Origin of the sequence: Streptomyces sp. 1222.5 (genome assembly GCF_900105245.1) — a bacterium.
Classification (GTDB): Bacteria; Actinomycetota; Actinomycetes; order Streptomycetales; family Streptomycetaceae; genus Streptomyces; species Streptomyces albidocamelliae.
The window spans coordinates 8,147,596-8,169,464 of record NZ_FNSZ01000001.1; the positions used below are offsets into that span (position 1 = coordinate 8,147,596).

At 70.8% G+C, this 21,869-nt stretch carries 22 protein-coding genes; 13 read left to right on the top strand and 9 right to left on the bottom strand.

Features of this window, described 5'->3' with window-relative positions; all coding sequences use genetic code 11:
* Positions 1 to 24: 24 nt before the first annotated feature.
* Positions 25 to 180 (bottom strand): hypothetical protein, encoded by a 156-nt coding sequence (locus tag BLW57_RS41645; protein WP_176985861.1) that lies wholly within the window; start codon positions 178 to 180, stop codon positions 25 to 27.
* 481 nt (positions 181 to 661) lie between these two features.
* Between BLW57_RS41645 and BLW57_RS36940 the strand changes: the two genes are divergently transcribed.
* Positions 662 to 1,057 carry a GntR family transcriptional regulator gene (locus BLW57_RS36940; protein ID WP_093480036.1) on the top strand — a complete coding sequence of 132 codons (396 nt, stop codon included), beginning with the start codon at positions 662 to 664 and terminating at the stop codon, positions 1,055 to 1,057.
* 216 nt (positions 1,058 to 1,273) lie between these two features.
* Here BLW57_RS36940 and BLW57_RS36945 read toward each other — a convergent pair whose 3' ends face one another.
* The 5 genes from BLW57_RS36945 to BLW57_RS36965 form a co-directional block, all read right to left on the bottom strand.
* Positions 1,274 to 1,759 carry a flavoprotein gene (locus BLW57_RS36945; protein WP_256339698.1) on the bottom strand — a complete coding sequence of 162 codons (486 nt, stop codon included), beginning with the start codon at positions 1,757 to 1,759 and terminating at the stop codon, positions 1,274 to 1,276.
* Positions 1,760 to 1,833: 74 nt separating this feature from the next.
* Entirely contained in the window at positions 1,834 to 3,069 is a 1,236-nt protein-coding gene (locus BLW57_RS36950) for a helix-turn-helix domain-containing protein (protein WP_093480038.1), read from the bottom strand.
* A 292-nt stretch (positions 3,070 to 3,361) separates the two neighbouring features.
* The gene (gene lpdA, locus BLW57_RS36955; protein ID WP_093481093.1) at positions 3,362 to 4,774 is read right to left on the bottom strand and encodes a dihydrolipoyl dehydrogenase; all 1,413 of its coding nucleotides are present in this window, start codon (positions 4,772 to 4,774) and stop codon (positions 3,362 to 3,364) included.
* A 297-nt stretch (positions 4,775 to 5,071) separates the two neighbouring features.
* Positions 5,072 to 5,458, bottom strand: coding sequence for a nuclear transport factor 2 family protein (locus BLW57_RS36960; protein ID WP_093480039.1), 387 nt, complete (start codon positions 5,456 to 5,458; stop codon positions 5,072 to 5,074).
* The gene (locus BLW57_RS36965) at positions 5,439 to 6,134 is read right to left on the bottom strand and encodes an HAD-IA family hydrolase (RefSeq protein ID WP_093480040.1); all 696 of its coding nucleotides are present in this window, start codon (positions 6,132 to 6,134) and stop codon (positions 5,439 to 5,441) included. Before BLW57_RS36965 ends, BLW57_RS36960 begins: the two co-directional genes overlap by 20 nt.
* A gap of 135 nt (positions 6,135 to 6,269) precedes the next feature.
* Between BLW57_RS36965 and BLW57_RS36970 the strand changes: the two genes are divergently transcribed.
* Together BLW57_RS36970 and BLW57_RS36975 are read left to right on the top strand one after the other, a co-directional pair.
* A complete protein-coding gene (locus BLW57_RS36970; RefSeq protein ID WP_176985862.1) occupies positions 6,270 to 7,019 on the top strand; it encodes a TetR/AcrR family transcriptional regulator C-terminal domain-containing protein in 750 nt (249 codons plus the stop codon).
* Complete coding sequence (locus tag BLW57_RS36975) at positions 7,019 to 7,903, top strand: alpha/beta fold hydrolase (RefSeq protein WP_256339699.1); 885 nt, start codon at positions 7,019 to 7,021, stop codon at positions 7,901 to 7,903. The genes BLW57_RS36970 and BLW57_RS36975 overlap by 1 nt, the downstream gene beginning before the upstream one ends.
* 21 nt (positions 7,904 to 7,924) lie before the next feature.
* On the opposite strand, the gene BLW57_RS36980 is transcribed toward BLW57_RS36975, so the two are convergent.
* Genes BLW57_RS36980 through BLW57_RS41015 form a run of 3 tightly spaced genes read right to left on the bottom strand, consistent with a single transcriptional unit; the run spans position 7,925 to position 10,242 of the window.
* Positions 7,925 to 9,043, bottom strand: coding sequence for an NADAR family protein (locus tag BLW57_RS36980; RefSeq protein WP_093480042.1), 1,119 nt, complete (start codon positions 9,041 to 9,043; stop codon positions 7,925 to 7,927).
* A 58-nt stretch (positions 9,044 to 9,101) separates the two neighbouring features.
* A complete protein-coding gene (locus tag BLW57_RS36985) occupies positions 9,102 to 10,004 on the bottom strand; it encodes a YihY/virulence factor BrkB family protein (protein WP_093480043.1) in 903 nt (300 codons plus the stop codon).
* Complete coding sequence (locus BLW57_RS41015; RefSeq protein WP_143051638.1) at positions 9,994 to 10,242, bottom strand: hypothetical protein; 249 nt, start codon at positions 10,240 to 10,242, stop codon at positions 9,994 to 9,996. The genes BLW57_RS36985 and BLW57_RS41015 overlap by 11 nt, the downstream gene beginning before the upstream one ends.
* A 218-nt stretch (positions 10,243 to 10,460) precedes the next feature.
* Here BLW57_RS41015 and BLW57_RS36990 point away from each other — a divergent pair, with 218 nt between their 5' ends.
* The 10 genes from BLW57_RS36990 to BLW57_RS37035 all read left to right on the top strand — a co-directional run bounded on the left by BLW57_RS36990 (position 10,461) and on the right by BLW57_RS37035 (position 21,846).
* A complete protein-coding gene (locus BLW57_RS36990) occupies positions 10,461 to 11,423 on the top strand; it encodes a YcxB family protein (RefSeq protein ID WP_093480044.1) in 963 nt (320 codons plus the stop codon).
* Between the two features lie 146 nt (positions 11,424 to 11,569).
* On the top strand, positions 11,570 to 12,103 hold the full coding sequence (locus BLW57_RS36995; RefSeq protein ID WP_093480045.1) for a GNAT family N-acetyltransferase: 534 nt from the start codon (positions 11,570 to 11,572) through the stop codon (positions 12,101 to 12,103).
* Positions 12,104 to 12,223: 120 nt separating this feature from the next.
* Positions 12,224 to 13,093 carry a nucleic acid/nucleotide deaminase domain-containing protein gene (locus tag BLW57_RS37000; protein WP_093480046.1) on the top strand — a complete coding sequence of 290 codons (870 nt, stop codon included), beginning with the start codon at positions 12,224 to 12,226 and terminating at the stop codon, positions 13,091 to 13,093.
* A gap of 37 nt (positions 13,094 to 13,130) precedes the next feature.
* Complete coding sequence (locus BLW57_RS37005; protein ID WP_093480047.1) at positions 13,131 to 14,819, top strand: P-loop NTPase family protein; 1,689 nt, start codon at positions 13,131 to 13,133, stop codon at positions 14,817 to 14,819.
* Positions 14,820 to 15,121: 302 nt separating this feature from the next.
* A complete protein-coding gene (locus tag BLW57_RS37010) occupies positions 15,122 to 16,810 on the top strand; it encodes a WXG100-like domain-containing protein (protein WP_093480048.1) in 1,689 nt (562 codons plus the stop codon).
* A 68-nt stretch (positions 16,811 to 16,878) separates the two neighbouring features.
* Complete coding sequence (locus BLW57_RS37015) at positions 16,879 to 17,496, top strand: SUKH-4 family immunity protein (protein WP_093481095.1); 618 nt, start codon at positions 16,879 to 16,881, stop codon at positions 17,494 to 17,496.
* Positions 17,497 to 17,590: 94 nt separating this feature from the next.
* Positions 17,591 to 18,103 carry a cupin domain-containing protein gene (locus tag BLW57_RS37020; RefSeq protein ID WP_093480049.1) on the top strand — a complete coding sequence of 171 codons (513 nt, stop codon included), beginning with the start codon at positions 17,591 to 17,593 and terminating at the stop codon, positions 18,101 to 18,103.
* Positions 18,104 to 18,109: 6 nt separating this feature from the next.
* A complete protein-coding gene (locus BLW57_RS37025; protein WP_093480050.1) occupies positions 18,110 to 18,625 on the top strand; it encodes a GNAT family N-acetyltransferase in 516 nt (171 codons plus the stop codon).
* Between the two features lie 81 nt (positions 18,626 to 18,706).
* Entirely contained in the window at positions 18,707 to 19,450 is a 744-nt protein-coding gene (locus BLW57_RS37030; RefSeq protein ID WP_093480051.1) for an HAD family hydrolase, read from the top strand.
* Positions 19,447 to 21,846: a glycoside hydrolase family 65 protein gene (locus BLW57_RS37035; RefSeq protein ID WP_093480052.1), complete on the top strand. Its 2,400-nt coding sequence runs from the start codon at positions 19,447 to 19,449 to the stop codon at positions 21,844 to 21,846. Before BLW57_RS37030 ends, BLW57_RS37035 begins: the two co-directional genes overlap by 4 nt.
* The last annotated feature ends 23 nt before the right edge of the window (positions 21,847 to 21,869 follow it).

Consider the following 21,869-nt stretch of genomic DNA (forward strand, 5'->3'; position numbering starts at 1 on the left):
GCGCCGTTTGTTGGCTGGGCGGGGTTAGTTCTGCTCGGAGGTGATTCCGAGGGCGCAGTCCAGCTCCGCCTCCACGTTCTGGCACTGGCCGGACTCGATCCGGTCGTAGACCTCCTGGCCCGCGGTGAAGCTCTCCGGGCTGGTCAGGTCGATCGAGTCCTGCACGTTCTCGCCACTCATCAGGGCTCCTGACGTGTCTTGGGCAGGTGGTGGACCCGGCCGGCGTACCGGCCCGCGGCTCCCCTCGCCCCGCCCGTACGACACCGCAACGCGTGCGGGACCGGACGGGCGAGGGAGGCAACCGGCCGCAGCGATGAGTGCGGAAAGGTCGATGAATGCGCGGGCCTCAGCCGCGCTGGCCGCCTTCTTGTCCTGAGGACAGGCGGCAGATCCTCGTCCACTGTTCAGTTCTCAAACAACGACCAACCCGGGGCCCGCGGCGCGCGGCCGCTTAAGCGGCCGCCTTCCGACCACCGCAAGCGGCAGCCATACGGGCGATCCCGAATTATTTGTGCAGGTCAGAGGTGTGCCGTCGGAATGCTTGAGGCCGTTCCGGCCCCGCATTTCGACCTGGCTTCAGATTGACCTAAGTCAATCTGCCTGTCAAGCGCATGCGCCGAGGGAGTCGGAGATTGACCTAGGTCCGGCTACTCTCGGAGGCATGACCGAGAGCCCCGAAGCGCCCAAGCAGACGCCTACGGCCAAAGAGATCGCGGCGGAGTTCCGCAGGAAGATCACCGGCACTGAACCGGCGTACGGACCGGGTGACCGTCTTCCTGCCGCTCGCGCGCTCGCCAAAGAGCGTGGCGTTCAGCTCATGACAGTTCAGAGCGCCTACAGCCAGCTCCGTGACGAAGGGCTCGTCCTCAGTCAGCAAGGGCGTGGCACCTTCGTTCGCGACCCGTCCGTACCCCTCGGCACCGAGCCGGGAAGTAGCCCCGCCTTTTCCGCTCTTGCTGCGGAGCTCAGCACGATCCATGACGCCCTGCGGGTACTTGGGGAGCGGCTCGACCGCCTGGAGCAGCTTGTCGGTAGTGAGCCTCCACCCGTGTCGTGAGGTGGTCGGTGCGCCTTACCAGTCGTTCCATTGCGACGCGCACCTCGCTCAGATGTGCTGTGATCAAAGCAAATTCGGCGGCTGACATGACTTGCAGTTCGTCGCGATGCTCATTGATGCCTGACATGCCAATGAGGATGTGGCCCAGAACGACAGAGGACCCGGACAAAGTGTCCGGGTCCTCTGTCGTTGCAGGTCAGGAGGATTGACGATGTGTCATTTGCTGACCTCTTCCACCGTGTTCAGTACTGCCTGCCATGGAAGGTCGCGGCCTGCCGGCGCCTCGCGCGGTTCATAGAGGGGCCATACGGCCGGGCCGTCTACGACGTGCACGCCGCCGGATCGAAGGGTCTGGACATGGTGCTGCCAAGACGGGTGGCGGACGTGCGCAGCGTTTACGCGAGGGAAGACAACGACGGGCAGCGCGAGCGTGCCGATCGCCTCACCCACCTGCGTCAACGCCTGGTTGTCCATCAGTCCCAGAGCGAGCTTTGCCACCGTGTTAGCCGAGGCGGGAGCGACCACGTAGCAGTCGACCTGCGGATGCGGCCGAGTCTCGCCAGGTAGTCGCGGTTCGTGGCGGACGGGAAGACCCGTCAGCACCTCGAGTCGCTCGGCTTCACCGCTGAGCCTCAGCCAGTGACCGGCGGTCGGCGTGAGTGTGACGGCGACCTGCCATCCGCGCTCGATCGCGGGTTCCACAAAACCGGTGCGTAGCGCCTCCACCCCCCCGGCCGCTGACCCAACGACTCCGAGAACCCCACGGGTCTTTGAACTCACTGCACCGCCCTGCACCGTTGAGCCATCACAAATACTTCAGACGAACGCGAGCCGCCAGAGACGGGGGCCTGCTTGATCAGGTCACGCAAGGTCTCGCGCACCCTGGGATTGTTGCGTACGAGCTGCGGGGACGTGCGCTCAGCCGTGCGCAGCGTCGCAAAGGACTCGTCACCTCGCCCGGCCAGTGACAGCGCGCGTGCGTAGTCGATTCCGTGCGAGACACTGCGCTCTTGCGGCATGTGGTCGACGTCGATCTGACCGTTATCGACCACGAACGAAACGTTGTCCAGGTCAAGCTCCACGGACAAGCGGTGAAGTATCACGTTCGTGGGCCCGAATCCGGTCTGCCAGTAGTTCTCATCGGACCCGAGGTCCTCTGCAAGCTCCTCGGCCCGATTCAGCAAGCTCGTCGCGGTGGTGCGATCCTGGCGGCGAGCAGCCGCCACGGCGGCTCGCAAGTGAATCATGCCCAGCAGGCTCAAGGCTGCCGGGTCGTGCTCGGTGATCTGGGACGACAGCCACGCGGCGGCTGTGTTACCGAGCTCCAGAGCGTCGTCGTAACGGCCATTGGCGAGCAGGGCATGGGTGCCGGAACGCGCGGCCGATACGAGTACGAGGGGATTATCTGACTCGTCAGCAGCCCGCATGGCGCGCTCAGCAGCAAGCCACGAGATGTCTGACTCGCCAATCTTGGCCAGAGTCGTTGCGGCGAGGTGGTGCGTGCGAGCAGATACAGCCCAGCACTCGCCACGATCCTCGCCACGTCGTGCCGCGCGCTCCTCCAATTCCTGCGCGGTCTGCAGAAGAGCCGGGAGGGCCGCGATGACGCTGCCGAGTCGTCCTCCCTGGTAGTCGTTCCACGCGTGCTCCACGCGCACAGCTACCGGGGCAGGCGTCGGAAGCTGAGCCTCAGCCTCAGGCCCGAAGAGCAAGCGAGACAGCCGCCGGGGGCTCATGAGCGCGTCACGCACCGCGGGCACGTCGTCTTGCTGTCGCTCGTCTTCTACGAGCACAGTTTGTCCGAGCAGGTCCCCGAGCGGAACGCGCATGATGCGAGAGAGCTCGGCGAGCATGTCGATACGAGGTGGCTTCCGGCGCCCCGTCTCGATCTTCGCCAACCAGTCGGTGCTCCGGCCGACCAGGCCGGCCAGGACCTCCTGGGTATAGCCGCGCCGCTTGCGGTAGAACGCGATCCGCTCACCGATGCTGAGGTGATCTCCGAGACCACGCATGGCGTTCTGCCTCCTACTACTCTAAGGGGCCGATTTCACCGTATCGAGCCGGTGACCGGGCGGGTAGCAGGCCTTGACTACCGCTCGCCCTAGTCCGAGCGTATTGAGCTGAAGACGGTGAGACCCGGACACTGTGTCCGGGTCTCCGACCTCGTGCTTCACGGAGAAAGCCGGGCCGTCTGTGGGCCGTCCGAGGGCGACCCACAGCGACCAGTAACGACCGTCAACGACCGTGGTGGCGGCGCCACATTGCTGGTCGGCGATTGATCCCTCTGATGTCGCTGCCCAGGCGTCACATGTTGATCATGTGGCCCGCCAGGCCGTGGAGCGCCTCCTTGACGGCCTCGCCGAGCGTCGGGTGGGCGTGGACGTTGCGGGCGACCTCGTGGACGGTGAGGTCCCACTGCTGTGCCAGCGTCAGTTCGGGCAGCAGCTCGGTGACATCGGGGCCGATGAGGTGCCCGCCGATCAGCTCGCCGTACTTCGCGTCGCTGATCAGCTTCACGAAGCCGGTGGCGTCGCCCAATCCGTGCGCCTTGGCGTTCGCGGTGAACGGGAACTTCGCCACCTTGACGTCGTAGCCGCGTTCGCGCGCCTGCGCCTCGGTGTAGCCGAAGCTGGCGATCTGCGGCTGGCAGTACGTGGCGCGCGGGATCATCGCGTAGTCGAGTTCCATGGTCTCGGCGTCCGCGAGCGTCTCGGCGGCGATCACGCCCATGGCCTCGGCCGCGTGCGCGAGCATCAGCTTCGCGGTGACGTCGCCGATGGCGTAGAGGTGCGGGACGTTCGTACGGCAGCGGCCGTCGACCTCGATCGCGCCGCGGTCGGTGACCTGTACGCCGGTGTTCTCCAGGCCGTAACCGGTCACGTTGGGGGCGAAACCGATCGCCTGGAGGACCTTGTCCGCCTCCAGGACCTGCTGGGCGCCGTCCTTGCCGGTGACCGTGACCCGGACCCGGGGTCCCGACTCGTCGATGGCGTCGACGCGCGTGGAGGTGAGCGCCTCGATGCCCAACCTGCGGTACTGCTTGGCGAGTTCGGTGGAGACCTCGGCGTCCTCCAGCGGGGCGAGGCGGTCCAGGAACTCGACGATCGTGACCTTCACGCCGTAGTTGTGCAGGACGTAGGCGAACTCGACGCCGATCGCGCCTGCGCCCGCGATGATGATCGACTCCGGGAGGTCCTCGGCGAGGATCTGCTCCTCGAAGGTGACCACGCGCGCGGTGCGGCGGGTGCCGGGCAGCAGCTTGGGCGTGGCGCCGGCGGCGATGATGCAGTGGTCGAATCCGATGGTGCGCGTGTCGCCCTCGAAGCCGGAGACCTGGAGGGTGTGCGGGTCGAGGAACGTGCCGTGTCCGTCGATCTCCGTGATCCGGTTCTTCTTCATCAGGTAGTGGACGCCCTTGACCCGGCCGTCGGCGACCTTGCGGCTTCGGCGGAACGCCTCGCCGTAGTCGAAGGACACCTCTCCGTCGACGCGGATGCCGAAGGTCCTCGCCTCGCGGGTGAAGATGTGCGCCAGTTCTGCGTTGCGCAGCAGGGCCTTGGTGGGGATGCAGCCCACGTTCAGGCAGACGCCGCCCCAGTACTTCCGCTCGACGACGGCGACGCGTTTGCCGAGCTGGGCGGCGCGGATCGCGGCGACGTAGCCGCCGGGGCCGGCGCCGAGCACCACCACGTCGAAGTGGTCGTCCTGCTCGTCCATCATCGATGCCTCCTCTTCGGGGCGTGTGCCGCCGCGGTCGAGGACCGGTGCCCCTGGCTCCGGCCCGGAGTCGACCGATCGAACGACGCCGGCGAGCGGCGGTTCCGATCGGCGATCATGGACTCTACCCGTGCGCTCGCCGCCCTTCTCGACGGCCGCTACCTGCTTAACTGTTCAACCATCTGGGGCTGTTGCCGGGAGGTCGCGGCACGACGCATCCGGGCCCCGGGATGCGCATCGCCGCGCCGTAGAACTGCGCCGCCGACAGCCCGCCGAGCGCCTGCCGCACCGCTACGACTACTCGGTCCCGGGCGGGACGGGGGTGGCCTGGTGGTAGTACATCCGCCAGCCGGCCTCCCCGTCGCCCCTGCGCCACAGCGAACTGCGGCGCGCCCGCCTGCCGGCGATCGTCGTCTCGTAGGTGAGATGCACCAGCCCCGGAGCCAGTACGGCACCAATCATGCGCGACGGCTCGTACCGTGGGCCGTCCTCGGTGTTGCCGGACATCTCAGGCAGCGCGGCGAGCATCTGCTCGTAGGTCCAACGCCGGCCCGAGGCTCCGACCTCCACGAACTCGGGGTCCAGCAGCCGCCCGGCCAGTTCCCGGGACACCCGTACACGAGGGTCCATGAGCCGCAGCTCACCCTGGATCGCATCGGCCACGTCATCCTGTGCGGTGTGCATACGCCTGCTCCTGCGGTCGTGTCGGTCGGCGGTGTTCCGCGAAGGACAGGATGTGCGGGGCCGCCTCGCGCAGGCTGCGGAAGTGGCGGTGCACGCCCTCCACCGCGGCGGTGGTGTTCACGCCCCACACCGTCATGCCCGCCTCCCGTCCCGACCGCACTCCGGACGGGGCGTCCTCGATGACCAGACAGTCCCGCGGTGCGGCGCCCAGCAGCTCGGCGGCCAGCAGGTAGGGCACCGGAGACGGCTTGCCCTCCTCGACGGCGGCCGCGTCCACGATCAACTCCGGCACCGGCAGCCCGGTCCGCCGGAACCGGCCCCGTACGCGGTGCGCGTAGTTCGAGGTCACCAGCGCCCAGCACCGCGGTGGCAGTCCGCGCAGCAACTCGGCCGCGCCGTCGAAGGCCGTGTAGACGCCGGTCCGGACGTCGTCGTCCTCCAGGTCGTGCAGAGCCGCCAGGCACTCCTGCGGGTCCCGGTCGGGGGCGACCTGGGCGAAGGTCTCGAGCGGACGGGTGCGCAACGCCACTTGGTGGACCTCGTCCGCGTCCAGCCCGTACCGCCGCGCCCATGTCGCCCATACCCGACGCTGGTTGCTCACCGCGTCGATCAACGTGCCGTCGACGTCGAACAGTACGTACTTGCCGCGGTCGGGCCGCGCGGTTTCACCGGTCACTCCTTGATCATGTCAGGCGGGGCCGGTCGAGGGGAGCCGGCCGATCCCCGGATCCACGCCTCCCTTGTGATGCGTCCACTGGACGCGTACTGTGCGTCCGGTGGACGCGTACTCCCTGGACCTGTGAGCGGATGGATGCCCGAGCAGCCGAACCCACGGCACGAGCCGCCGAGCGAGCAGAGCGCCCCGGTGGGCTCGGCGGCCTGGTGGGGCGAGCGGTACGCCGTCCGGGCGCGACAGCGGTCCCGGGCCGGCGGCATCACGCTCGGCGCGATCATGGACGCCTCGCTGCGCATCGCCGATGAGCAGGGCCTGGACGCCCTGACCATGCGCGCCGTGGGCGAGCGGATGGGGCTGCGGCACACCTCTCTGTACCGGCACGTCCCGAGCCGTGAGGCACTGCTCGTGGAACTGGTCGATCACATGCTGGGGGAGATCGCCCTGCCGGACTCCGGCTCAGCCGCCGACTGGCGTGCCGGGACGGCGGCCGGGGCCCGGGAGTACCGGCGTGTGCTGCTTGCCCACCGCGCCCTCGTGCCCCTGTTGACCCGGGGACAACTGCTCGGGCCCCATGCCCTGCGCGCCCGTGAACACGGCCTCCGGCTGCTGACCGAGGCGGGCTGGTCCGCGGAGAGCGCGGTACGGATCTACCTCACGGTCACGCACTACGTCGTCGGCGCCGTGCTCCTGGACACCGGGGGAGCGGCCCGCACACCCGGTGAACGCGCGGCCATGACCGGCCTGTTCACGTCGCTGCCCGCGCGGACACATCCTCTGGTCACCGCCCATGCGGCGCTGCTCAACGGCGTGGACGGCGACGGCGAGTTCGCCTTCGGTCTGCGCTGCCTCCTGGACGGCATCGCCGGAACACGGGAGAGCCACTGATGCCCAGCACCGCCATGCCCACCGGCGACCAGTGGGCCGCCGGGGGAAGCCGTACGACCGTCGACGGGCGGGCGGGCCGGCACACGCTGTTCGTCCGCCAGGACGGTCCGGCCGACGGTCCGCCGGTGACACTGGTGCACGGCTTCCCCACCTCCTCCCACGACTGGTCGTCGACCGTGCCCCGGCTGGCGGCGCACGGGTACCGGATCACCACCTTCGACCTTCTCGGCTTCGGCCACAGCGACAAACCGCGCCGGCACACCTACTCGGTGCTGGAGCAGGCCGACCTGGTGGAGGCCCTCTGGAGCGGCCTCGGCATCGGCGACACGGCGCTCGTCGCCCACGACTACGGCGTGAGCGTGGCGCAGGAGCTGCTGGCCCGCGACCCCGGCCGGATCACCCGCATGGCCTGGCTGAACGGCGGCCTCTACCCGGACCTGCACCGGCCCGTCCGGGTGCAGCGGTTGCTGCACGGACCGTTCGGCCCGCTCCTCGCCCACGCCGTCACCGAACGCGGGTTCCGGGCGACGATGAGCCAGGTGCTGGGCCGACCCGTCCCGCCCGAGGATCTGCACACCATGTGGGAGAGCGTCCGCCGGGACGGGGGCCGCCTGCTGGCTCCGCGGCTGCTGCGCTACATCGACGAGCGCCGCACGCACGAGGCGCGCTGGGTACGGGCGCTCGAAGGCTACTCCGGCCCCACGCTGTTCCTCTGGGGGCCGGCCGACCCGATCAGCGGCGCCCATGTCCTCGACCGTCTCCGGCGCCGCATGCCGTCCGCGACCGTGGCGGAACTGGCCGGGCCACCCGCGGTGGGCCACTACCCGCAGGTCGAGGCCCCGGACGAGGTCGCCGGCCATCTCCTCGACTTCCTCGCGGCCTGAGGGACGGGGGGCGGTGGCCGCCTACAGCCCGGACAACCCGGTTCGCCGCATGCGCAGTTCGGAGCGGACGAGTTCGAGGAGACGACCGGTCCAGTTGCGGCCCCGGCCGCCGTTGTCACCCCAGAAGGCCGAGTGGACGTCGTCGTAGATCACCGTGGCGTCGCCCGTCGCCAGCAGGATGTCGGCCAGCGCGGGATGCTGAGCGAACTTGGCGTGCAGCAGCCTGGTCATCACGGCGACGCGGGCCTGCTCCCACCCCTCGCGGCGCGGTGCCTCGGCCGCGATCCCGCGTGCCGCGGCAGCGGTGTCCGCCGCCGACACCGCCACGGCGATCTCCGGCTGAGCGACCGACAGGGCCCAGTAGGCGTGGGTGACCGAGGGGTGGCCCACCTTCCCCACGGTGATCGGGGCGGGGTAGTCGTTGCGCAGGCCGAGTCGGCCCGGGTCGGGCACCGGCTGGTCCGGACAGGAGTCGTCGAGGTGGACCGCGGGGGCCTGCGGCGCCGCCGGCCCGTCCGCTGCGTCGCGGGCTCGCAGCTCGGCCCTCCGGCGGGCCCGTTCCTCGAAGTACGCGAGGGCCCGGTCGTAGGCCTCCTGTGTGACCGGCGGGTCGTTCGGCAGGTAGGTCCGCCCTCCGGGCCCCGCCACCAGCGTCCGCAGCGGCCAGTCCTTGCTGTCCATGTCGCCCAGCGCGTACCGCCGCCGCGAGGCGGGGACGGCCAGGAACGCGGCGCGTGCCGCGGCCCGGTTCTCCTCCGTCGGATCGGCGAGGAAGACGTCGACGGCGGCCAGGCAGCGGCCCGTCGAGTCGGGGCGCCCGTTGAGCTGGTCGACGGTGTCGCGGACTTCGGCGACCAGCAGTTCGGGGCTGAGCCGACCGCGGGGCTCACTGAACCTCCAGGTCGCCAGGCCGTGCGCGGACGCCCTGGCACCGTCCGGCAGGGTCGTGGCGACCCACCCGGACCGGACCTTCTCCTCGAACTCCTCGATGGTGACCAGGCCCCAGCAGTCGACGAGTCCGTCGGCGTAGATGAAGAGGTCGGTCAGGAAGTGGCTCCCGTTGCGGATGAAGGCGTGCCGCCAGGTCCCGGGTATGCGGACACCGTCCGCGACGCGATAGGTGTTCCGCTTTCCGATCATGCCGTGATTGTGTCGCAGCGGCGGCCGGGGTTCTTCGACTTCTCTGCCGGTACGCCGGTCAGCCGTCCGCGCGCGGGGCGTTCAGGCTGTTCAGCTCGGCGGTGAACTGCGCACCGGCGAGGAGGGCGAGGTTGGACAGCCACAGCCAGATGAGGAAGACGACGACGCCCGCGAGGGAGCCGTAAAGGCGGCTGTAGGTGCCCAGCAGACTGGTGTACAGGGCGAAACCGGCGGAAACGGTCAGCCACAGGGCGGCGGCCAGGCCGCCGCCGGGCAGGCTGTTGCGGCCACGGCGGGCCGCGGCGGGGCCGGTGTGGAAGACGACGACCACCAGGACGGCCACGAGGCACAGCAGCAACGGCCAGCGGGCGATGCTCCAGATCAGCGGCACGGTGTGGTCCAGATGCAGCAGGCGGCCCACGACCTGGGCGATCGGCCCGCTCAGCATCAGCACCAGGGCGCTGAGGACGAGCAGGGTGAGCAGGATCAGGGCGGTGGCCACGATGCGGGGGGCCTTGCGCCAGGGCGAGCGGCGATCGGGCATGCGGTGCATGCGGTGCAGGGCCCGGCGGAAGACCGCCAGATAGCTGCAGGCCGACCACAGGGCGCTCGCGGCGCCGGCGGCCAGCAGGGTCCACGCGGCCGACTGCCGGGCGAGCATGCGACCGAGGACGCCGTGCAGTTCGGCGCCGGACTGGCCCGGAGCGTAGTGGGTGACGTGGGCGACGAACTGTTCGGCGGTGCCGGGGCTGATCAGCCCGAAGGCGAGGACGGTGACGAGCAGCGCCGGCAGTACCGCCAGGATGGCGTAGTACGTCAAGGCGGCCGCGTAGTCGGTGATGTCGTCGTTCCACATCCGCACCGGGGTCCGGCGCAGGGCCGGCCACCACGAGCGGGCGGGCCGGGGGACGTGGCGGCCGGCGCTGCGCGGCCGCCGGGCCGGTGGTGACTCAGCGGACATGCGGCATCCCTAGGGAGGAGTGGCTGTAGGCCGGGCGGACGTCGAGGGTGTGCGGCGCGGCAGCGGAGTGTTCGGCCTCCGCGGCGAGCGCACCGCCTGTGCCGCAGTCCCGGGTTGTCTCCCGTGCCGCGATGTCCGCGGCCTCGACGATTCCCGCCGCCGGCTCGCCCGCCGCCGGCCGGGGACGAGAGCCGGCCGGGGGAGCATGGGATTCCGGTGGTCTCTGCTGGGTGGTCATGCGCACTTCCTCTCCCCGGGCACCCGTGTCACACGCGCGGGGGCCACCATGGGCTTCACTTCGAGGGACACCGGCCGGCGGGCGGGCTGTGACGCACCTTCCCCGAAATCACCCGGCCCACCATCGCGCGGGGTGATCGGTCCGCGAGAAGAGAGGGGAGACGGGGTGCAGGACCGCGCACCGCCGATGCCGAACCGATCTGTGCCTCTACGATCCGGATGATCACCGAACTGGGAGGGGACATGGCCGAGGGCCGGGAGACGGATGCGGTTGCCGAGAGATCGGTGGAGCTGGCCTACCGGCCGACCGTCGGCGATCTGGCGTCCGCGCTGCGGGCACGCGCGCGGAGCACCGGTGCGGGACGGTTCCAGCGGGTGGTGCTGGCCTGGACGCTGGCGATCACGACCGTGGGTGCCCTGCTGTCGGCGGCCGGCCCCGGCCACCGGGACACGCCGGGGCCGCTGTACGCGGGCGTGGTGGCCTTCGTCGCCTTCATGACCGCCGTGCCGTGGTTGAAGGCGCGCCGCCTCCACCGGCTCGCCGAACGGCAGGGGGACATCCGGTGCAGCGTCGACGGCACTGGGCTCCGGCTCACCACCGCGCACAGCTCGGCCCGCCATGACTGGCACCTCTACGCGCGCTATGCCGAGACGCCGGAACTGTTCGTGCTGCTCAGCGCCGACAGGTCAGCCGTCGGATTCGTCGTCCTGCCCAAGCGGGCCGTGGCGGACCCGGAGGAGGTGGACCGGCTGCGCGCGGTCCTCGACCGGCGGCTCGTGCGGGCGGACGACGCCGTGGCGTCCGGCAGCCCGCGGAGCCGGCGCGGGGCCGTCGGCCGCGGGACCGGCTCCGCGGGACTCCTTCTGCTGGGGCTGCTGCTGTACTTCCTCGCCTTCGCCGCCGTCCAGCAGGCCGCGGACCCGGACCGTTTTCCCGGGATCCAGCACAACACCGCCCCGGTGTCGGCGGTCATGCTGGCGCTGGGGACCCTCGCGGTCGTCGGGGCCGGCTGGCTCGTACGCCGGATGCGGACCATGCGGCTCGTGACCGCCGCGCTCGCCGCCGTCGTCCTGCTGGCGGGCGTGGCCGCCCTCTACCGCGTCGGACCGATGCTCCATTGCTGGGGCTCGGCCAGGATCGCCCAAGGGCCCGAGGGCGCCTACGTCTGCTACGACTCCTGAGGGGGCCGGCGGAGGATCGCCTCCTTGGTCGCGCGCACGTCGCCCGACCCGCACCACCGCCGGCCGGTGCCCGGGAGGAGCCGGCACCAGCCCGGATCACCGAGCCGGATTACCGATGCGGCGTCCGCCTTCGGCAGGATGGGCACATGACCGAGATCCGTACACCCCGCCTCCTCCTCCGACGCTGGCACGACGACGACCTCGTGCCGATGGCGGACATCAACGCGGACCCACGGGTCATGCGCTGGATCGACGACGGCTCGGTGCGCGACCTGGACCAGACGGCCGAGGCCATCGAGCTGTGGGAGGAGGAGTGGGACGAGGAGGGCTTCGGACTTTTCGCCGTCGAGCTGCTGGCCTCGGGCGAACTGATCGGTTTCACGGGACTGTCCGTGCCCGAGTTCCTGCCGGAAGTGATGCCCGCGGTGGCGATCAGCTGGCGGCTCGGCTCACAGTACTGGGGCCAGGGGTACGCCTCCGAAGCCGCGCACGCCACCTTGGAGTTCGCCCTTCAGGACCGCGGCCTGGACCGTGTCATCGCCATCGACCGCGTCGGGGACAACGCCTCCGAGAACGTCATCCGCAAGCTCGGCATGGAGCCCGAGCGGGAGACGGCACACCCGGTCCACGGCTACCCGCTGCGCGTCCACGCCATCGATCTCACCGAGTTCCAGGCGTAGACCGGCCGAACCGAGGATCGCCGAGCGGGCCTTGCCTGCGGCCGACGGTCCCCACCGTGAGTGAATCCCTGCCTGCGCATAGGGTGGAGCAGGTAAGTCCACCACCGTGAGAGGTCTGTGATGCCCGAGCTCCCCTCGGACCCCGCCGTCGCACAGTTCGGCCCCCAGGGGCTGCGCCGCATCAGTGTGCCCGCCTCCTACGGAACCGTGCCGGCCTCGGCCCGCACCCACCTCGCGCAGGTCGGTGTGCCGCTGCACGTCGGGCCGTACTTCATCGCGGCGGACGACACCGACGGGCCGACCCTCGGGATGTACACCGGTCACCATGGCGTCGCCCTGCAGGGTGACTGGGCGGAGTGGGTGCGCATCGGCACCGACCGGCTGGCGGACCTGTGCGTCCGCACCGACGGCTCCGTACAGGCCCTCTTCCTCGGTCGCGGGGAAGCCACCCTGTTCGTCAGCTCGGACGTCGCCGCCTTCACCCACTGCGCCGCCGTCCTGGACCGGGCCCTGCCGGTCATCGCCGCCTCGGACGGACTCCGGTCGGCCGCCGAGGCGTTCGCCGCACTGGTGCGGGAGATCCGGCAGATCGACCCGGAGGCCGTCGCCGACCGGGAGAACTGGTGGTCGCGGGTGCTCGACGACATCCGCCACACCCTCAACTTCCCCTTCTCGTCGGCCTTCGAGTACGTCGGCGAGGACGGCGCGAAGCAGATCGTCACCGCCCAGACCGGTCCTGGCCGACTGCACCCCGAGGAGCAGCTGTGGCAGCAGCTCTCGTCCGCCGGGGTGGAGCCCGAGCAGGTCCGCCGCGTCTACTGCGAACTCGAACCGTGCATGATGCCCGGCCACTACTGCGCCGCCTGGCTCCAGGCCGTCTTCCCGCACGCGGAGTTCACGCACAGCTTCGACTACGGCACCACCGCGGAGTCCCGCGAAGAAGGCCTCAAGGAACTCATCACCCATGCCGCACAGCAGGCCCGGCAGTGACGCGCCGCCCGGGCGCCGCGGGAGCGCAGGCCGGTCCATGACCGCGAATCCCGCCCCGCGCTGGTCCCGGCCCGCTTCCGGGCGGGAGCCCGCCGCTGCCGCCCTGCTCTCCTGGCTCCGCGATCCCGGCGCCCCGGGCCTCGCTGTCGTCACCGGCGCCGAGGGCAGCGGCAAGTCGCGGCTCCTCGCCTGGCTGATCGGCCACGGCACCCGGCCCGGCACCGCCGGCGAACGCCGCATCCACGGCTTCGTGCCGCTGCCCGGCCAGACCGCGACCACGGCCGCCTGGATGCTCGGCGACCAGCTGTCGATCGCCGCACGCTCCCCGGGCGACCTGGTGGCCGCGCTCGCCGCCGACCGGCGCCGCACGGTCATCGCGCTGCCCGAACTGCACTCCGCCGAACAGCCCGACGCCCTCGTCGAACTCGTTCTGCGACTCGCCGCGTTGGACCATGTCCGGGTGCTCGTCGAGGTCCGCTCCGGTACGCGATGGGAGCAGGCGCTCAGTGCCGGGCCCTGCGCCCGCATGGACCTGGACGAGCCGCAGTGGACCGACGAGGCCCGCCGCCGGTCCTGGGACGCGGCCCACCCCGTGGAGCCGGCCGGGCACGCGGAACAGGACCCGGGGCAGGAGGATCCGTTCGACCTGGACGACCCCGTCTCGGTCTGCGCCGCCGATCCCTGGAGCGTGACCACCGCGTACGAACGCTCCCAGGACAGCCACGGCGGCCTGCGCGCCGCCTGGCTGCGTGCCGGTGCCTCCCTGACCCGTGAGCAGCCGGCCGCCGAACGCGCCCTGGTCCTCCGCGCCGCCCTCGGCGACGCCGGTGATCCACGACTGGCCGCCGCCCTCGACTCCGCTGCCCGAGACGCCTCCTGGACCCTCGTCCGGCACCGGGTGCGCGGCGACGTCACGCCACCGTGGCCCGGCCCGGTGCGCGCCCTGGCGGCGGGTACCGGCCCCCTGGCCGGGCAGCTCGTCGTCGCCGACCATCAGGGCACCGTGCGTGTCCTCGACGCGGAGAGCGCCCGCGCCACCGGCCGCCTCCCGCACCCCGCGCCCGGCGTCCGCGCCACCGCCGAGCACGGCGACGGCACCGTCACCGTCCTCGACGAGCACGGCCTCCTGCACACCCAGTGCGCCGCCGAGTCCACGAAGCCCAAGGGCCTCGCCGCCCTCCTCGACGACGGCCCCTCCGCGCAGGAGCGACTGCGCGCAGCCCTACAGGAGTACACACAGCGTCAGCAGGAGACGGTCACCGCGCTGACCGGCGCCGGGGACCGTGTCGTCCTCGGCGACGCCGCCGGGACGGTGCACGTCGTGACCGTCGGCGCCGAGCCGCGTACCGCCACCCTGCACCGGGGGCGCGTCACCGCGGTCGCCGGCACCGCCCTGCCCGTCTCCGCGGCGGGAGACACCGTCCTCCTGCTGTACACGGGCGGCGCCGACGGCACCGTACGCGCATGGGCCCCCCACACCGACGCCATGCCCGAGCCGGTGGCCGCCCGCAACTGCGCCGTCGACGCGGTGGCGGTGGCGACGGCCGACGCCGGGCTCGTCCTCGCGATCGCCTGGGCCGACGGTCTCGTCGAACACCGGGCCCTGGACGACGACAGGCTGCGTACCTTCCACCCCGGCAGCAGGGCCCACGCCCTCGCCTTCACGGCGGAAGGGGACCTGGTGGTGGGGACGGACGAGGCACTCCTGCGGCTGCGGGGGCGATGACGGCCACCACGCGGTGAACAGCCGCCCCGCGGGAACGACCACCGCGGGGTGAACCGCCGACGCCTCCATGGCGCCGACCGCCGGGGTACGCGCCGGACCGCCACCGCCACGCCGCCCCGCAGTTGCAGCTCGTTGCATTCCGCATCCGTGTGAGTCCCGGTCAACTCCGTTGCCGTCACCGTCGGATGGGACCCTCGTCACGAAGTCGTGACGCGGCCGGTTTACCCTTGTGTACCTGACAACGTGCCCCTTTGCTGGGGAGCCGGAGACGCAGTAGTCGACGGGGGACGGAGCGCGCGGCCATGGGGCTGGTACTGCCGAGCATCATCGACGAGGCACTCGACCTCATCGGGGTCAACTGGCCCAACGTCGACGAGGACGACTACTTCGAGATGGCGACGTCCATGCGGGACTTCGCCGATCAGTTCGAGGGCAACGGTGGCAACGCGCACAAAGCCGTGACCCGCATCCTCTCCTCCTCCGAGGGCTGGGCCGTCGAGTCCATGCAGAAGCACTGGTCGCACGTGAAGGTCAACCACCTGGAGAAGATCCCCGAGGTGGCGCGGCTGTTCGCGGACGCCTGTGACGGGGTCGGCCAGATCATCCGCGGCATGAAGGTCAAAGCGGGTGTCGAACTCGCCGTACTGGCCGGGACCATCGTGGCCGAACTCGCCGCCGCCCCGGTGACCCTGGGCCTCTCCGCCGCCGCTGCCGCCGGTGAGATCGCGTTGATGCGCACCATCGTGAAGCGGCTCGTCGACGAGGCGGTCGACCAGATAGTCGACGCGCTCATCGCGAAGGTCACCGAGCCCGTCACCGGCAAACTCCAGCAGCTCATATCGGACATGGTCCTCGACCTTGCCGAGGGCGCCTTCAACCCGGGTGACAACCCGGGCGGTATGCAACTGGCCTCGGCGGGCGACTCCGACAGCGGCGGCTCCGGCAGCGGGGGCAAGAAGACGGTCATCGACCACGTCGAGTTCGAGGAGGGCGCCGGCCATGTCTCCCGCCAGGGCAGCGACCTGGGCAGCCAGTCCCGGATCCACCTGGGCAAGTCGAAGCACACCTTCGGCAGGACCAAGGGCAAGGACGTTTTCACCAAGGCGTTCGACGGCATTCTCGAAGATGCCATCGACGGCATGGAGAAGGCCGCCAAGAAGGTCAGCGACCACGTCACCGACACCATCCCGGAGCGTGTGAAGGCCGCCTCCCGGCACCAGAAGCGCAAGGACCACGATGTCGGCGACGAGGCCGACAAGGTCGACGTCAAGAAGGCCAAGCATGACGACGACACGCCCATGTACCTGCTCAGCGACGACGGTTCGATCCGTCAGTTGCACCACGACGGGACCACCAGCCCCGTCCATCACACCGACTCGTCCGGAGTGAACGACGTACTCGGCAACAAGGCCTGGTACCCGTGGAACAACAAGGGCGAGAAGCAGCGCAAGAACAAGCCCGGCAACGGCACGGTCAATTCCACGAAGGTCGCCCCCGGTTCCACCGACCTGGCTCGCGCGGCCCAGCTCGGCCGCTATGCCAACCGCACCGAGCGCCCCGATTCCTACGTCCCCGGCGGCAACTACGCCTCGGCGCTGCACGACGACGGCAAGGGGAACCGTTTCATCCTGGTCGGCGCCAGCGGTGAGGCCCACTCCGAACGTTCCATCGGACACCCGCTGATCAAGAACGGGCACGAGGGAAACGTCCGCGAGCTGTACACGGAACGTGAGCCCTGCCAGAAGAATCCCAAATGCGACAAATATCTCGCGAGGGAATTCCCCGACGACCTCCAGGTCACCCACAGTTCGAAATACGACCAGTCCGAAAAGGATCTGAACGGCGACGAGCTCAGCAAATACAAGAAGGACCGGGAGCACCGCGCCTATGTCAAATGGCTGCACGACCAGTGGGACCAGCACGGTGTCTCCGGCGGCCGCACTGATACAGTGATGAACCTCTCGCCCTCGGACAACAAGTTCGTCCCCTGAGAATCCATTCAAGAATCCATTGAATGTCCTACGGCGTCCGTGGCGCCGCCGACTTCGGAGTTCTGCCAGTGCTTTTCGACGTCACCCGCAGTGAACTCGCCGGCATCTTCGGCGAGGACCGGCTCGCGACCGTGCCCGCCACCGCCTTCCCGCCCTCCGCCGCGGACACGGAGGGCGCCCGCCTCCTGCAGACCGTCGGCGTCCCCACCGGGACGCTCCACCTGCGTGAGCCCGACGAGGATTCCGGTCGGCTGCCCCTCGTCCAGGACGTCGTCGACGTCGAGGACTTCGAGGACGCGGCGGAGGACGCGGGCGAATGGCCCGTCATCGGCTGGCTGCTCAACGCCCATCTCGCCCTGGACCCCGGTTCCGGCACGGTGCACGCCTTCGACGCCGACGAGGAGACCGTGCGGGAGCTCCACACGGACGTCTCCTCCCTCGTCCAGGTCACCCTCCGGTTCCAGCGCCTGCTGGAGGAGTTCACCTTCAGCGGCGACGACGCCGACGAGGAAGCCGACTTCGAGCGCCTGGAGGGCGAGGTCGAGCGCATCAGCCAGGAGACGAGCCGCATCGACCCGCTCCCCTTCCAGGACGACGAGACGGTCTGGTCGGTGGTCGGCGAGGAGATCGCCGCGGGCCAGCGCTTCAAGGGAAACAGCCCGGGAGCCCGCTCGCTCTACGGGTGATCGCCCGAGGGCGGCGCGGGAGGGGTCACCTCGATGCGCGAGCCTCAGGATAATTCGACTGACCGCCGGCCCCGCGCTGCGCCACAATGCCGACATGACCGATGATCCCTCCCGGATGCCCACGGCTCCGCTGCTGCGCCGCCCGTCGGACGGTGAGCTCATCGACGTCGCGGGCGTCGCGCACTTCTTCCGGCTCACCGGGGAGCACACGGGCGGGCGCTTCGCCTTCGAGGAGTTCGCTCTCGCCCCCGGCACCATCGGAGCCAGGCCCCACGTGCACGAAGGACACGACGAGTACTTCTACGTCCTCGAAGGCGAGCTGACCCTGCACACCGGGGACGGAGAGGTGACCGCGGGCCGCGGCCACCTCCTCGCCGCCACCCGCGGCACTCCGCACGGGTTCCGCAACGCGGGACCGGTCGTCGCGCGCGCCCTCTGTCTCTACACCCCGGCCGGCTACGAGAACTACTTCCGCGAGGTGCACGCGGCCGTGAGCGCCGGTGCCGAAGCGACCGACGAACTGCTCGCCGAGTTCCGCGGCCGCCACCGGACCACCTCCCACCCCGTACCCTCGGCACGGTCCGAGGCCGAGCCCGCCACGTCCTGATCTCCCATGACCCAGTCCCTGCCGCAGATACGGCTGCTCCACCCGGGCCACGCCCCCGCACTCCTCGCCTTCGAACGCGAGAACCGGGCCTACTTCGCGAGATCCGTTCCCGACCGCGGGGACGACTTCTTCACCCGCTTCGGCGAACGGCTCCGTGCTCTGCTCGCCGAGCAGGAGGCCGGTGTCTGCTACTTCCACGTCCTGCTCGGCGGCGAGGGCGAGGTGCTGGGGCGGATCAATCTCGTGGACGTGGGGGACGGCGGTGCCGACCTCGGCTACCGGATCGCCGAACGGGCCGCGGGCCGGGGTCTGGCCACCTGGGCCGTGCGGGAACTCTGTCACCGGGCCGCGGGCCGGTACGGACTCACCCACCTGCGCGCGGCGACCACACTCGGCAACGCGGCGTCCCAGGCCGTACTCGCCAAGGCGGGGTTCGCGGTCGTCGGCGAGACACGCCTGTCCGGCCACCCCGGTCTGACGTATCTGCGCACGCTCGGCGAGGTGCCGGCTCCGTCTCCCTGACGTGGACCGAGCGGGTGCCTTCCCCCCCGCCGGACGGTGTCGCCCCGCCGTCGGACGCCGGCACCTCCTAGCCTCGACGGCATGCTACGGCTACCTCCCCACATCCGGGCCTGCCTGTTCGACCTCGACGGGGTGCTCACCCAGACGGCGAAGGTGCACGCGGCCGCCTGGAAGGAGATGTTCGACGGCTATCTCCACGAGCGCGCGGCCCGCGAGGGGGCGCCGTTCGTGCCCTTCGACGCGGTCGACGACTACGACGAGTACGTGGACGGACGGCCCCGCGAGGACGGGGTGCGCACCTTCCTCGCCGCGCGCGGGGTGCACCTGCCCGAGGGATCGCCGGACGACCCCCCGGAGTCGGAGACCGTCAACGGTCTGGGGACGCGCAAGAACGCCCTGGTGCTCCGACGGATCCGCGAGGTCGGGGTGGAGCCCTACGAGGGGTCGGTCCGCTTCGTGCACGCGGTACGCGAGGCCGGGCTGCGCTGCGCGGTGGTGTCGTCCAGCGCGAACTGCCGGGACGTCCTGGCGGCGGCCGGTATCGAGGACCTGTTCGACGAGCGCATCGACGGCGTCGTGGCCCGCGACCGCCGGCTGCGCGGCAAACCCGCCCCGGACACCTATCTGGAGGCGGCACGCGGACTGGACACGGAGCCGGACGCGGCCGCGGTCTTCGAGGACGCGCTGGCCGGCGTCGAGGCCGGACGGGCGGGACGGTTCGGTGTCGTCGTCGGGGTCGACCGGGTCGGCCAGGCGGAGCAGTTGCGGGCCCACGGGGCGGACGTGGTGGTCCGTGACCTGGCGGAACTCCTGGAGTCGCGGTGATCACACATCCCAGCTTCACGGTCGAGCCGTGGTGCCTGCGCGAGACCGAGCTGAACCTGGAGGTGCTCGCCCAGAGCGAATCCGTGTTCGCCCTGTCCAACGGGCACATCGGCTGGCGCGGAAACCTCGACGAGGGCGAGCCCCACGGGCTGCCCGGCGCCTACCTCAACGGCGTCCACGAGCGGCACCCGCTGCCGTACGCCGAAGCCGGCTACGGATATCCCGAGTCCGGCCAGACGATGATCAACGTCACCGACGGCAAGATCATCCGACTGCTGGTGGACGACCACCCGTGCGACCTGCGCTACGGCCAACTGCTGGAGCACGAGCGCGTCCTGGACTTCCGGACCGGTGTGCTCAGCCGTACCGCACGATGGACCTCACCCGGCGGCCGCACCGTCCGGATCACCTCGCGGCGACTGGTGTCCTTCGCCCAGCGGGCAGTGGCCGCCGTGGTCTACGAGGTCGAGCCGGTCGACGGACCGGCGAGCGTCGCGGTCCAGTCCGAACTCGTCGCCAACGAACAACTGCCCAGCATCACGGGCGATCCACGGGTCGCCGCCGCCACCAGGTCACCGCTCGTCGGCGAGGAGTACTTCGCGCAGGACACCCGGCTCCGGCTCGTGCACCGCACCGAGGCCAGCGCGCTGCGGGTCGGAGCGGCGGCCGACCATCTCGTCGAGGGTCCCGGGAGCACCCACTGGACGGCCCAGTGCGAGCCCGACGTCAGCCGTCTGACGGTGACCGCCGACCTGGAGCCCGGGCAGCCACTGCGGCTGGTCAAGTTCGTGGCCTACGGCTGGTCCGGGGAGCGTTCCCTGCCGGCCGTGCACGATCAGGTCGACGGGGCGGTGGCGGCCGCGGTCAGCACCGGCTGGGACGGGCTGGTCGCCGCGCAGCGCGCCTACCTGGACCGGTTCTGGGCCGGCGCGGACGTCGAGGTGGAGGGCGACGCGCAGATCCAGCAGGCGGTGCGGTTCGCCCTCTTCCACGTGCTCCAGGCCGCGGCCCGCGGGGAGAACCGGGCCATCCCCGCCAAGGGGCTGACCGGAACCGGCTACGACGGGCACTCCTTCTGGGACACCGAGTCCTACGTCCTGCCGCTGCTGACGTTCACCGCACCGGAGGCCGTGGCGCCGGCACTGCGATGGCGGCACGGAACCCTGCCGGCGGCACGCGAACGCGCCCGCCAACTGGGGCTCGCCGGGGCGGTGTTCCCCTGGCGGACGATCGAGGGCGCCGAGTGCTCCGCCTACTGGCCGGCCGGGACGGCCGCCTTCCACGTCAACGCGGACATCGCCAACGCCGCGGTCCGCTACGTCATGGCCAGCGGGGACGAGGAGTTCGACCGGGACGAGGGACTCGACCTCCTCGTGGACACCGCCCGGCTGTGGCGCTCCCTGGGTCACCACGACGCCGCGGGCGTCTTCCACATCGACGGGGTCACCGGACCCGACGAGTACAGCGCCATCGCGCGGGACAACCTGTACACCAACCTGATGGCCCGGCAGAACCTGGTGGCCGCGGCGGACGCGGTCGCGCGCCATCCGGACCGGGCCGCGGAGCTCGGGGTCGACGACGAGGAGACCGCCGTCTGGCGGGACGCCGCGGCCCGCATGGCCATGCCGTACAACGAGACCCTCGGCGTCCACGAACAGTCCGCCGGCTACACCCACTTCCAGCGCTGGGACTTCGAGGCGACCCCGCCCGAGAACTACCCGCTCCTGCTGCACTACCCCTACTTCGACCTGTACCGGAAGCAAGTCGTCAAGCAGGCCGACTTGGTCCTGGCGATGATGGAGTTCCCGAACGCCTTCACCGAGGAGCAGAAGGCACGCAACTTCGCCTACTACGACGCGCTGACCGTCCGTGACTCCTCGCTGTCCGCCTGCTGCCAGGCGGTGCTCGCCGCCGAGACCGGGCACCTGCGTCTGGCCTACGCCTACCTGGGCGAGGCCGCGTTGATGGACCTCGACGACCTGGAGCACAACACCCGCGACGGTCTGCACATCGCGTCGCTGGCCGGGACGTGGATCGCGCTGGTCGCCGGCTTCGGGGGCATGCGCCGCCACATCGGCGAGGACGGCAGGCCGAACCTGCTGGGATTCTCGCCCCGCCTGCCCGAAGCGCTCTCCCGAGTGGCGTTCACCGTGCTGATGCGCGGCCGCCGGCTCAAGGTGGACATCGGGCCCACCCATGTGCGCTACCGACTGGTGGAAGGCGAACCACTGGAGGTTCTGCACCACGGGGAGCCGCTCACCGTGACCGCCGGAGCACCGGTGGAGCGCCCGGTGCCGCCCGCCACCGTCCGTCCCGAGCCGCAACAGCCGCGTGGCCGCCGTCCCGCCGGCCTCGCCACCGAGGAGGAACAACTCCGGCCGGAGACACCGGAGTAGTCCGGAGGGGAGCAAGGGGTGGC